Here is a 12251-nt window from a genome sequence, read left to right as displayed (position 1 = left end):
AGAGCGGCGCCGACATCGCCACCGCCGAGGGCCTGTTCGCCCGCTACGAGATCATCGACGTCACCCCCGCCATCGTCGAGTCCCTGCGCACACGACCCCTCGACAGCCTCCTTGTCACCTTCGGCGACAACCGGCCCGCCCTCGAGCCGGTGATCGGCGTCGGCGACTACGTGGCGGTGCAGGTCTGGGAAGCCGGCGCCGGCGGCCTGTTCTCCGGTCCGCTCGTCTCCGACCGCTTCTCCGCCGGCTCCAAGTCCGCCCTGATCCCCGAACAGGTGGTCGGCCCCGACGGCGGCATCACCGTGCCCTATGCCGGCCGCATCAAGGTCGTCGGCCGCCGCACCCAGGACGTCCAGGCGCTGATCGAGGCCGAGCTCGCCGGCAAGGCGATCCAGCCGCAGGTCCTCGTCGCCGTCACCAAGCCGGTGTCGCAGTCGGTCACCGTCACCGGTGAAGCCGCCACGGGCATGCGCGTGCCTCTGTCGGGCCGCGGCGACAGGCTGCTCGACGTCATCGCCCAGGCCGGCGGCGTGCGCACGCCGGTGGCCGAGACCTTCGTGCGGCTGTCGCGCGGCAACCGTACCGTCACCGTGCCGATGACGACCGTGGTCGCCAACCCGCGCGAGAACATCTTCGTGCGGCCGAACGATACCCTGACGCTGGTGCGCGATCCGCAGACCTTCCTGTCGGTCGGCGCACTCGGCAACACCACCGAGGTGCCGTTCGGGGCCGACGGTCTGACGCTGTCGCAGGCGCTGGCCCGCGCCGCGGGCCTGCGCGAGGCCCAGGCCGACCCGGCCGGCGTGTTCCTGTTCCGCTACGAGCCGGCGGCGGTGGTGCGGCGGCTGCGGCCGAACTCGCCGCTCCTGGCCTCGCCGCAGGTGCCGGTGGTGTACCGGGTCAACCTGCGCGACCCGCAGGGGCTGTTCCTGAGCCAGAGCTTCCGAATGCGCAACCGCGACCTCGTCTACGTGTCGAGTTCACCGTTCGCGGAGCTGGCCAAGGTGCTGGGCGTGTTCTCGACCGTGACGGCGCCGGTCTCCGCGGGCGCCTCGCTCTACACCGTCACGCGGTGATCCGGCGCGCGGCGGATCCCGAGGGCGGGGCGATGGACGGCGGCACGGTGCTGGCCGTGGTGGGACTGGCCCGCGAGGCCCGCATCGCCGCCGGGCCGGGTGTCGAGACGATCCAGGCCGGCGGCAATCCCGCGCGGCTGAGGCAGGTGCTCGACGGGCGGCCCGCCCGCGGCCTGCGCGCGGTCGTCAGCTTCGGGATCGCCGGCGGCCTCGATCCCGCCCTGAGGCCGGGTGACGTCGTCGTCGGCACGCATCTCGATGCGGAGGGGCGCTTCTCGGCCGATCCCGAGATCAGCCGCCGCTTGTCCGATGCTTTGAGAGGGTCGCCGGGCCGCATCCTCACCGGCGGCCTCGTAAGCTCCGACGTCGCGGTCATGACCGTCGCCGACAAGGCGGCCCTGCGCGCCCGCACCGGAGCCCTGGCGGTCGACATGGAATCGCACGTGGCCGCCGCCTTTGCCGCCCGCCACGCCCTCCCCTTCGCGGCGCTTCGGGTCGTCTGCGATCCCGCCGAGCGCGCCCTGCCCGCCTTCGCCGCCACGGCCCTGACGCCCGAGGGCGAGCCCGACATCCGGGCCGTGCTCGGCGCGCTCTTGCGCGGCCGCGCCCGGATCGGCGACCTGGTTCGGCTCGGCCGCGACTCCTCGGCGGCCTTCGCCGCGCTCGCCCGCTGCCGCGCCCGGCTCGGCCCCGGTCTCGGGGTGGCCTGAGCGTTTCTCGCAAACGCTCAGGGAAAACGGCCGGCCGTCAGGCGGCGCTCACCACTGGTAGCGCAGGCCCGCCGTCACGCCGTGCGCCGTCCCCGAACGCAGTCCGATCGCGGCCTGGTAATCGACGCGCCAGCCGAGCTGCTCGCTGAAGGCGCCCTGCAGGCCGGCGCCCGCGGTGACGAAGTCGTCGCGGAGGAACGGCACCGTCAGGGTGGCACCGGCGAGTGGGTTCGCGACGCTGGCGAGGCGCACGGTGGAGGTGCCGCCCTGCGGACCCATCGCCAGATTGTAGGCGACCCGCACCGAGGGAATGAGCGGGCCGAAGCCGTAGAAGGCGAGCTCGGCGCCGAAGCGCGCGGTCGTCTGTCGCGCGGTCAGCCCCTGGTAGGCGATGTTGTTGCCGGCGGCACCCGTCTCGGTGAAGCCCTCGACGCGGGCCGCCAGATGCGTGATCCCCGCGAACGGCGTCAGCCGGAACGGCTCGATCTGGAACGGAAGGCCGACCTCGCCGTCGAGGGCCAGTGCGCTGCCCTGCGTCCGTCCGGTCGCCGTGAGGCCGTAGGCGGCCGGACGCCGGAGGCGGTCGAGGTTGACCTCCGGCGCGCCGCCCGCGATCGCCTGGGCGTAGAAATCCGGCCCGTAATAGCCGCCATAGGCGCTGAAGCTGTAGGCGCTGTGATCCTGGCCGTAGCCGCCGGGGCGGGTCAGCGAGCCGCCGCCCCCGCCGAGCGCGACGCCGCCGCGCCAGGGACCGGTGAAGGGCAGGTCGAGGCCGACCGTGCCGCGGGCGATGGTCCGGTCGAGGCCGAGGCTGCCGCTGCGCGGCTGATCGGCGAAGACGACGTCGCCGCCGAGCCAGAGGCCCCAGCCCTCGCCCCAGGGCGCCGCGGTGCCGGCGCCCCGGCGGAGGGCGGAGAGATGATCCTGCACGCCGCCGGTCGCGGCGGCGGCGTAGCTCAGCGTCGTGCTGCCGAGCCCCTGCAGCACCACCGGCGCCGTCCGCTTCATCACGGCGAGCGACAGCGGATCGACATAGGTCGGCAGGGTCAGCCGGTAGGCGAGAAGGACGGAATCGTTGTTGATGCCGGCATCGTAGCTCTGGCCGTTGATGCTGCCCTGGCGGGTCAGGAAGTCGTTGTCGTTGCCGACGAGGAGGAAGTAGTCGTTCGGCGCCCGCTCGCTCAGGACCGGGACGAGGCCCATCGCCTCCCATTTCTCCGACAGCGTCGTCTGCGTCGCCGGGTTGGTGTTGAGGTTCATGCCGAAGCGGCCCAACTGGGTCGGGTTCAGCATGTTCATGGCTTCGCTGACCTGCACCGGACGGATGTCCGCCCGCAGCGCGCCGTTCGGGGAGATCGGCGTCGCGGTGCTGTCGAAGGCGCCGCCGGCGATGTTGGTCGCCCCCGCGATGTCGACGAGCAGCACGCTCTTGTAGACGATGGGCGTGGTGGTGCCGGTGCCGAGGCCGTTGGAATCGCGGGCGAGCACGAGGAACTGGGTGTCGTTGAGCGCGATCATCTCGCTCTGGGCCGCCGTCCGGTTCGCGGCCTGTCCGTTGCCGTTGTCGCGGTAGACCGGCAGCTGCAGCACGTATTCGCGGCTCGGCGCCGTCGGCGTCGGGTTGGCCGCGACGTCGTAGATCAGGATGCGCGTGTTGGCGCGCGTCTGCTGGCTGGTGCCCGAGTCCTGCAGCGTCGCGCTCTGCAGGATTGTCACGAGGCTGCGGCCGTCCGGCGTGAGCGAGAGCGCCTCGAAGCCCTGGTTGTTGCGCCGGCCGGTATCGGGCGGGTTGATCGAGTTGAAGTTGAGCTGGCCGTTCGTCCGCGGGCGCAGCGCCTCCGGCACGCCGAGAACGCCCTGAAGCTGCCCGGTCGGGTTGAAGTAGTAGATGTTCGGGCCGTACTCGTCGCTGACGTAGAACGAGCCGTCGAGGCGGCGGGTGAGGCCCTCGGCATCGAGGCTGATCCGGCCGGCGCTCGGGCCGGTCGTGGCCGAGGGCAGGATCGTGCCGAGTTGCGTGGTGGTGCCGGCTCCCGGATCGAGGCCGCTGAAGCGCCGGCCCTGCGCGTCGGTGAACACGATCCCGCCGTTCGGTGTCAGGGTGATCTGCCGCTGCGAGGCCGTCGATTGCGGCAGGTTCGCGCCGGGCTCGGGCGTGAAGGTCAGGGTGAAGCGGCTGAGGCGGCCGGCATAGTCGGTAAAAAGGCCACCGTCGGGATTGTTGTAGCCCCGGTCGGGCAACGTGTAGAGCGTGCCGGTATAGGTGTCGCCGGCCCGGCGCCAGGAGGCGAGATCCACCGCGAGGGCGGAGAAGGATCCCAGCGTGTCGCCGAGGAAGTCGCGGGTCGTCGCGGGAAGACGGCCGACGCCCTGCAGGCCCTGGTTCGTGATCGTCGTGCCGTTGAGCGTGGTCGAGACCGGCCCATCGCTCGTTTGCAGGTTCGGCCTCGTCGCGACGATGGATTGCGCCCCGGCCGCGCTCCCCAGGCCGACGAGCAAGCCGAACGACCCCACGGCCTTCGCGGCCAGACCCCGTCGATTCATGGTGACCCCAGCCCCTTCGTCAGCCTGTTACGGCTGTTGGGCGGGCTGGTAGCGGGCGCTCGACCACGGTTTCATGTCAGATACCCGGTCCAGGGCACCTAAACATAACTTAAGTGTATTTGCGGTAATTTTATCACATATGCCGTGGGGCCGCCCGTGACGGCGAGGCGTGGCCTCGAGACGAAACGACCCGCGCGGCCGGTGCCGCGCGGGTCGCCTTGTCTTGAGCGGGGAAGCCGGATTCAGGCGGCGGTGCGCTTGCGGGCTTCCTGCTTGGTGTCGACGCCCGAGGCTTTGATCTCGGACAGCTTCTGGGCGACGTTGCGGGAGAACACGAACTCCGCCGGGCGCTGGTTCTCGAGGCTGATCTCGGGGGCCATGTCGCCTTCCGTCTTGATGCCGCGGATCGCGTGCACCAGCGGCTTCCACGGCTTCTTGACCGAATCGACCACCGAGGAGGCCTCGTAGCCCGAATGGACCATGCAGTCGGCGCACTTCTCGTAGTTGCCGGTGCCGTAGGCGTCCCAGTCGGTCTCCTCCATCAACTCCTTGAAGGTCGCCGCGTAGCCCTCGCCGAGCAGGTAGCAGGGCTTCTGCCAGCCGAACACGGTGCGGGTCGGGTTGCCCCACGGGGTGCAGTGGTAGGACTGGTTGCCCGCCAGGAAGTCGAGGAACAGGCCCGACTGCTGGAAGGTCCACTTCTCGCGGCCCTTCTCCTTGCCGTGCCGGAACACGCCGCGGAACAGGTCCTTGGTCGCCTTGCGGTTGAGGAAGTGCTTCTGGTCCGGCGCGCGCTCGTAGGCGTAGCCGGGCGACACCGTGATGCCGTCGATGCCCATGCGGGTCACCGAATCGAAGAAGTCGGCGATCTTGTCGGCGGACGAGTTGTTGAAGAAGGTGCAGTTGATGGTGACGCGGAAGCCCATCTCCTTGGCCTTCGCGATCGCCGCCACCGCCTTGTCGTAGACGCCGCGCTGGCAGACCGACTGGTCGTGCATCTCCTTGTCGCCGTCGAGATGGATCGACCACGTGAAGTAGGGGCTCGGCTTGTACTCCTTGATCTTCTTCTCAAGGAGCAGCGCGTTGGTGCAGACGATCGCGAACTTCTTCTGCGCGATGATGCCCTGCACGATCTGCGGCAGATCCTTGTGGAGAAGCGGCTCGCCGCCGGCGATCACGACCACCGGTGCGCCGCACTCCCGCACGGATTCGAGGGCCTCGTCCACCGGCAGGCGCTTGTTCAGGATCTCGTCGGGATAGTCGATCTTCCCGCAGCCGGCGCAGGCGAGATTGCAGCGGAACAGCGGCTCCATCATCATGACGAGCGGGTAGCGCTTCCGCCCGGTGATGTGCTGCTTGAGGATGTAGCCGCCGATCTTCGCGACGTACCGTATGGGGATTCCCAAGACGCGGCTCCTTAGATGCTGTGGTTCCGGACTTAGCCGGGCTGCTTAGCGTGAGAAGGACAAGAATTCCAGCGCATTAGGCTGGAACCGTTCCGAGAGGGCGCCGATCGGGCGCGATTTAACGGGAGTGTGTCGTGCCGGTGTCGCAGCCGGCCGCAGGCTTCTGGGACGAAGCCCGCGGCCGCGCGATCCGGAACGGGATGATCTTCTGATTTCCGCCTTCTGCGGCGGATTTTTGACCTTTCCTCGTGCGTGGCAAACCGCACGGGCGAAAACGAGTTCACGATTTCTCGCGCGACGGCCCGCGTTTCCCGGCTTCCTGCGCCGTCGCGCGGGCGTCATCGCACCGACATCGTCCGGAATGCTTGTGCCAAGCGATATTTCCCCGCAATCCGGGTGCAGTGCGCAATCGCACCGTCGTCGCCCGAGTGAGCCGGTTTGCCGGGGCGCGTTGCATTCCCCCGCCGGGACAAGTAGGTAGCGCGCCAACGACACGGATGATCGGCGTGGAGTCTCTTCGAGGCTCTTCGCGTGTTCCGTATCCGCCGGGAAGGGGCCGCCGGCCGGCGGCGCCCATCCGGTTTCTCGCTCGTGAGGGTCACGTCCCGCGGGCCAAGACGAGGATCGATTCGGCGCGTCGCCGCCTGCTGAGGACGCCGCGTCCTGTGTCGCGGGGAGGACGGGACCGCAATGTCCCGGCCCGTCGTCACGCGGGGACAGGCCGGATCGTTAGGCAGGCAGGGTTTTACGTGATCGAACGTCTCGTCGCGTTTTCCGTCAGGCGCCGCTGGCTGGTACTGGTGGCCGCGGCGCTCCTCACGGTCGCGGGGGCCGGCACGGCCGCCCACCTGTTCCGCATCAACACCGATGTCGAGCGGCTGATCGAGCCGAGCGTCCCCTGGCGCCAGGACGAGATCGCCTTCGAGAAGGCGTTCCCCCAGCGCACGAACCTCGTGGCCGCGGTCATCGACGGCGAGACCCCGGAGATCGCCGAGGAGGCCGCCGCGCGCTTCGCCGAGGCCCTGAAATCGCACCGTTCCGAGATCGAGACCGTCTACCGCCCCGACGGCGGACCGTTCTTCGATCGCAACGGCCTCCTGCTGATGTCGCAGGAGGATCTGGAGAAGACGACCCAGCGCCTGATCGAGCAGCAGGGCCTTCTCGGGCCGCTGGCCGCCGACCCGTCGCTGCGCGGCGTCATGCGCGTGCTCACCCTCGGCGTGAAGGGCGTGAAGAGCGGCGACGCCAAGCTCGAAGACCTCGCCCAGCCGATGACGCAGATCGACGAGACCCTGCGCAAGGTGCTCGACGGCCAGCGCGCCCGCATGTCCTGGCAGACCCTGCTCGCGGGCGGGCGCAGCGAGACCACGGACACGCGCAAGTTCGTGATGATCCAGCCGGTGCTCGACTACAACGCCCTGGAGCCCGGCCGCGAGGCGACCAAACTGATCCGGCGGCTCGCCGCCGAGCAGAACATCGACGCGGCGCACGGCCTGCGCATCCGCCTGACCGGGCCGGTGGCGGTGGCCGACGACGAGTTCGCCACGCTCGCCGACGACGCCTTCCTGAACTACTCGCTGACGACGGCCGCCATCGTCCTGTTCCTGTGGCTGGCGCTCCGCTCCGGCCCGCTCGTCGTCGCGGTGCTGATCACCACCTTCTCGGGCCTCGTCGTCACGGCGGCCCTGGGCCTCGCCATGGTGGGCGAGCTCAATCCGATCTCGGTCGCCTTCGCCGCCCTGTTCGTCGGCCTCGGCATCGATTTCGGCATCCAGTTCGCCGTGCGGTACCGGGCCGACCGCTACGAACTCGGCAGCGTCGAGGCCGCCCTGCGCGGCGCGGCGCGGGGCGTCGGCTGGTCGCTGACGCTGGCCGCGGTCTCGCTGCTCGCCGGCTTCTTCGCCTTCCTGCCGACGAAGTTCCGCGGCGTGTCCGAGCTCGGCCTCATCGCCGGCGTCGGCATGATCGTGGCCTACCTGTTCGCCCTCACCCTGCTCCCGGCCCTGATCGCCGTGTTCAACCCGCGCGGCGAGAAGCGGGCGGTCGAGACGACCTGGATGGCGGGCGTCGATCACTGGATCATCGAGCACCGCAAATGGGTGCTGATCTTCGTCGGCCTGATCACCGTCGCCGGCATTCCGCTCCTCCTGAAGCTGCCCTTCGACTCCAACCCGATGCACCTGCGCAGCCCGAAGGTGGAGTCGATCGCGACCTATCTCGACCTGATCAAGGATCCGGCCACCAGCCCCAACTCGATCGACGTGCTGGCGCCGAACGTCGACGCGGTCCCCGAGCTGACCAAGCGCCTGGAAGGGCTCGACGCGGTCGCCAAGGTGATCTCGATCGACACCTTCGTGCCGCGCGACCAGGACCAGAAGCTCGCCACGATCCAGGAGACGGCGCAGCTCCTCGGCCCTGCCCTCAACCCGTCCCGCAAGCCGCCGCCGCCGACGGATGCGGAGAACGTCAAGGCGCTGAAGGACACGGCCGCGGCGCTGAAGACCATCGCCAGCGGCGACTCGGCGGGCGCGAAGGCGGCGGACCGCCTCTCGGGTACCCTCGACACCCTCGCCGCCGCCCCGGCCGAGAAGCGCGAGGAGGCGAGCGTCGCGCTCACCACCGACCTGAAGACGCTGATGAGCCGCCTCTCCGGGCTGCTCGATCCGAAGAAGATCACCCTCGACAACCTGCCCAAGCCGCTCAAGGCCGAGTGGGTGACGAGCGACGGCCGCGCCCGCATCGAGGTGCATCCGAAGGGCGATTCGAACAACGACGAGGTGCTGCGCCGCTTCGCCAAGGAGGTGCAGACGGTCGATCCCCACGCCACGGGCGCGCCGGTCGCCACGACGGAGTCGAGCTACACCATCCTCGGCGCCTTCGTTCAGGCGGGCCTCACGGCGCTCGCGCTGATCTTCATCCTGCTCTCGGTCGCGCTGCGCAAACCCTGGGACGTGGCGATGACGCTGGGGCCGCTGGTGCTGGCGACCCTGTGGACGCTGATGGCGCTCAAGGTCATCGGCATGCCGCTGAACTTCGCCAACATCATCGCCCTGCCGCTGATGCTGGCGGTGGGCGTGGCCTTCCACATCTACTACGTCATCGCGTGGCGCGCGGGCGTCGTCGACATGCTGGCCTCGAGCCTCACCCGGGCGATCTTCTTCTCGGCGCTGACCACCGGCACCGCCTTCGGCTCGCTGATGCTGTCGAGCCATCCGGGCACGGCGAGCATGGGCGAGCTGCTCGCCCTCTCGCTGTTCTTCACCCTGCTGGCGGCCTTCTTCGTGGTGCCGGCCTTCCTCGGGCCGCCGCCGAAGCAGCCGGATGCCCGCCGCCCCGAGGGCGAGGAAGCCGGTCGCCCGCCGGGCGAGGTCGCCCGCGAGCCTGCCGCGGTGAAGTGAGAGCGGGCTGGACCGTACCCGACAAGGCTTCCATCCTTGCGGGTATGGTCACCCTTTCTCTCGAAGAGGCGGCGAGTGAACTCGCGGACCTGACCCGCCGGGTCGAGGCGGGTGAGACGGTCGTGCTGACGCGCGCGGGATGGCCGATTGCCGATCTCGTGCCGCATCGCCCGCGGGGCGGCATCGATTTCGAGGCCGGCGAGGCCTATCTGCGCGAGAATGGAATCGTGCGGCAGCCGGGCTTCATCGCGCCCGACTTCGACGATCCACTGCCCGAGGATTTTCTGACTCGGCCCCATCCCGGCGCGTGAGGCTGCTCCTCGACCGCCACATCCTCGTGGCGATCGCCTTGAAGCGGCTGCCGATGGTCAGTCCCGCCGCCGAGCGTCTGCTGCGACGGCCCGGTATCGAGGCATGGGTCAGCGTCGCCCGTTTCTGGGAAATCGCGATCAAGACCCGGCTCGGCAAGCTCGATCCGGGGCTGCCTTTAGAACGCATGGCGGATTACTTCGACGCGGCGGGCTCCGTGATCCTGCCGATCACGGCGCAGCACGCGCTCGCTGACGTCGAGCCTGTCCCGCCTACACGCGACCCCTTCGATCGGCTGCTGCGCGCACAATGTGCGGTCGAGGGTCGATCGCTCATCACGCTCGACGGTGCCCTGCGCGATCATCGCCTCGCAGCGCCGCTCTCTTGAGGGGACGTATCACCTGAAATCCGAGAAGCCACCGCGCTCGACGCCGCCGCGCTCGACCGCTTCCCGCGCCCGCGGCGCGATCAGCGCGTCGCGCTCCGCTGCATACTGGTAGCCCGGCGCCTCCCCCGCGAAACCGCCCGCGGTGGCGGGGTGGGTGTAGAGCTCGGTCAGCCCGTCCGGGAGATGGCGCAGCAGGGCGGCGACCCGCTCCGGCGTCATCGCGCCGGACCAGGCGAGGCCGAGCGTCCGGGCCGGGATCAGCAGCCCCGCCTGCCGGGCGCGCACGGCGAGGAGCGCGGCCCAGGGCGCCGTATCGAGGGCGGGCTTGGCCTGGAAGCCGGGCTCGGCGCGGCGGAGCAGGCCGCGCGGCTCGCGCGGCACCCGCAGCGCCCGCATCCCGTAATCGCGGCCGATCCGCAGCACCATCCCGGCGATCAGCGGGTGGATGTGGAAGTGCTTGTGGGCGTTGACGTGATCGAGTGCGAGCCCGGTCGCGCGAAACGCCTCGAACTGCGCCCGGATCTCCGCGGCGAGCTGGCGGCGGGCGCTCGCCTTGAGGGCGAGGTCGAGGCCGAGGCGCTCCATGTCGCGCCGCATCAGCCCCTGCCCGTCCGTCAGGTCGGGGAGGTTTCGGGGTGGCAGCGTCGGCCATGCCTCGACCAGGACGAGGTGGAGCCCGACCCGCAGGGAGGGCGTGCGCCGCGCCCGGGCGAGCGCGTCGGCGGCGCCGGGGGCCGAGACCATCAGGCTGGCGGCGGTGAGGATCCCCTCGCGATGGGACTGCTCGACGGCCTCGTTGACCTCGCGGCTCAGGCCGAAATCGTCGGCGGTGACGACCAGTCGCTTCACGCTCGGCCCCATGGTTCGGGTGTCGAGAGGGCGAGCCCTCTCGCGGGTCCAGGGCGGAGCCCTGGAAACGGAAATGGCCGGGCCCAAGGCCCGGCCATTCCTGATTCCGATGTCTTTGTCGGCGTTACGCGGCGGCCTTGCGGTCCCGCAGGAAGTGCCAGAACTCGACGCCCTCGCGCAGGCGGCGCTTCATCATCTCGGGCGAGCGGACCATCTCGTTGACGATCGAGGCGATCTTCGGCGCGCGGAAGTAGAACTTCCGGTAGAACTCCTCGACCGCCGAGAAGATCTCCGAGTGCGACAGGTGGGGATAGTGCAGCGGGGCGATCTGCACGCCGTTCTCGTCGACGAGCTCGGCGTTCTCGACGTCGAGCCAGCCGTTCTCCACCGCCTGCTTGTAGAGGAAGGTGCCCGGATAGGGCGCGGCCAGGGAGACTTGGATCGTGTGCGGGTTGATGCGCTTGGCGAAGGCGATCGTCTCCTGGATCGTCTCCTTGGTCTCGCCCGGCAGGCCGACGATGAAGGTGCCGTGGATGGCGATGCCGAGGTCGTGGCAGTCCTTGGTGAACTTCTCCGCCACCTCGACGCGCATGCCCTTCTTGATGTTGTTCAGGATCTTCTGGTTGCCGGACTCGTAGCCGACCAAGAGCAGGCGCAGGCCGTTCTCCTTGAGCACCTTCAGGGTCTCGCGCGGCACGTTGGCCTTGGCGTTGCACGACCAGGTCACGCCGAGCTTGCCCAGCTCGCGGGCGATCTCTTCCGCGCGGGGCAGGTTGTCGGTGAAGGTGTCGTCGTCGAAGAAGAATTCCTTCGTCTGCGGGAACTCCTTCATGCAGTACTTGATCTCTTCGATCACGTGGGCGACCGAGCGGGTGCGGTAGGTGTGCCCGCCGACGGTCTGCGGCCACAGGCAGAAGGTGCAGCGGCTCTTGCAGCCGCGGCCCGAGTAGAACGAGATGTAGGGGTGCTTCAGGTAACCGATGAAGTACTTCTCCATCTCGAGATCGCGCTTGTACACGCTCGTGACGAAGGGAAGCTGGTCCATGTCCGTCATGATCTCGCGGTCCTCGTTGTGGACCACGACGCCGTTGGCGTCACGATAGGACAGACCCTTGATCTGCGACATCGGCACGCCGTCGGCGACTTCCTTGACGGTGAAGTCGAACTCGTTGCGGGCGACGAAGTCGATCACCGGCGCCTGCGCCATCGAGCCGGCGGCATCGACCGCGACCTTGGCGCCGATCAGGCCGGCGATGAGCTTGGGGTTGGCGCGTTTAAGGGCCTCGACGGTCTTCACGTCGGATTTGAAGGACGGGACCGAGGTGTGGAGCACGACGAGGTCGAAATCGTTGGCCTGGGCCACGATCTCGTCGAGCTTGATGTTGTGCGGGGGCGCGTCGATCAGCTTCGAGTTCGGCACCAGGGCGGCCGGCTGGGCGAGCCAGGTCGGGTACCAGAACGACTTGATCTCGCGCTTGGCCTGGTAACGGGAGCCGGCGCCGCCGTCGAAGCCGTCGAAGGTGGGGGCCTGCAGGAAGAGCGTGCGCATGGGGTTCAAGGCCTCAAGGCTC

Annotated in this window: 9 protein-coding genes; 5 read left to right on the top strand and 4 right to left on the bottom strand. The window is 69.4% G+C overall.

Annotated features, from left to right (window positions below; translation table 11 throughout):
• Both ABS772_RS11390 and ABS772_RS11385 read left to right on the top strand, forming a co-directional pair.
• Window positions 1-1076, top strand: a 1076-nt coding sequence (locus ABS772_RS11390; RefSeq protein WP_350394583.1) for a polysaccharide biosynthesis/export family protein, incomplete at its 5' end; no start/stop codon positions are given.
• 32 nt (window positions 1077-1108) lie between these two features.
• Window positions 1109-1786: a phosphorylase gene (locus ABS772_RS11385; protein ID WP_350394582.1), complete on the top strand. Its 678-nt coding sequence runs from the start codon at window positions 1109-1111 to the stop codon at window positions 1784-1786.
• A gap of 48 nt (window positions 1787-1834) precedes the next feature.
• On the opposite strand, the gene ABS772_RS11380 is transcribed toward ABS772_RS11385, so the two are convergent.
• Window positions 1835-4330 (bottom strand): esterase-like activity of phytase family protein, encoded by a 2496-nt coding sequence (locus ABS772_RS11380; RefSeq protein WP_350394580.1) that lies wholly within the window; start codon window positions 4328-4330, stop codon window positions 1835-1837.
• 242 nt (window positions 4331-4572) lie between these two features.
• The gene (gene hpnH, locus ABS772_RS11375; protein ID WP_108941242.1) at window positions 4573-5736 is read right to left on the bottom strand and encodes an adenosyl-hopene transferase HpnH; all 1164 of its coding nucleotides are present in this window, start codon (window positions 5734-5736) and stop codon (window positions 4573-4575) included.
• Between the two features lie 749 nt (window positions 5737-6485).
• Between hpnH and ABS772_RS11370 the strand changes: the two genes are divergently transcribed.
• The 3 genes from ABS772_RS11370 to ABS772_RS11360 are packed head-to-tail and all read left to right on the top strand — an operon-like array spanning window position 6486 to window position 9831.
• Window positions 6486-9134, top strand: coding sequence for an MMPL family transporter (locus ABS772_RS11370; protein WP_350394578.1), 2649 nt, complete (start codon window positions 6486-6488; stop codon window positions 9132-9134).
• Between the two features lie 44 nt (window positions 9135-9178).
• On the top strand, window positions 9179-9445 hold the full coding sequence (locus ABS772_RS11365; RefSeq protein WP_350394585.1) for a type II toxin-antitoxin system Phd/YefM family antitoxin: 267 nt from the start codon (window positions 9179-9181) through the stop codon (window positions 9443-9445).
• Window positions 9442-9831, top strand: a complete 390-nt coding sequence (locus tag ABS772_RS11360) for a type II toxin-antitoxin system VapC family toxin (protein ID WP_350394576.1) — start codon at window positions 9442-9444, stop codon at window positions 9829-9831. Before ABS772_RS11365 ends, ABS772_RS11360 begins: the two co-directional genes overlap by 4 nt.
• A gap of 9 nt (window positions 9832-9840) precedes the next feature.
• On the opposite strand, the gene hpnK is transcribed toward ABS772_RS11360, so the two are convergent.
• Complete coding sequence (gene hpnK, locus ABS772_RS11355) at window positions 9841-10680, bottom strand: hopanoid biosynthesis-associated protein HpnK (protein WP_350394574.1); 840 nt, start codon at window positions 10678-10680, stop codon at window positions 9841-9843.
• Between the two features lie 124 nt (window positions 10681-10804).
• Entirely contained in the window at window positions 10805-12229 is a 1425-nt protein-coding gene (hpnJ, locus tag ABS772_RS11350) for a hopanoid biosynthesis associated radical SAM protein HpnJ (protein WP_350394571.1), read from the bottom strand.
• Between the last annotated feature and the right edge of the window lie 22 nt (window positions 12230-12251).

Source organism: Methylorubrum podarium, assembly GCF_040270385.1.
Classification (GTDB): domain Bacteria; phylum Pseudomonadota; class Alphaproteobacteria; order Rhizobiales; family Beijerinckiaceae; genus Methylobacterium; species Methylobacterium podarium.
The sequence above is the reverse complement of the archived record's forward strand: the minus strand, read 5'-3'. Positions and strand labels throughout refer to the sequence as shown.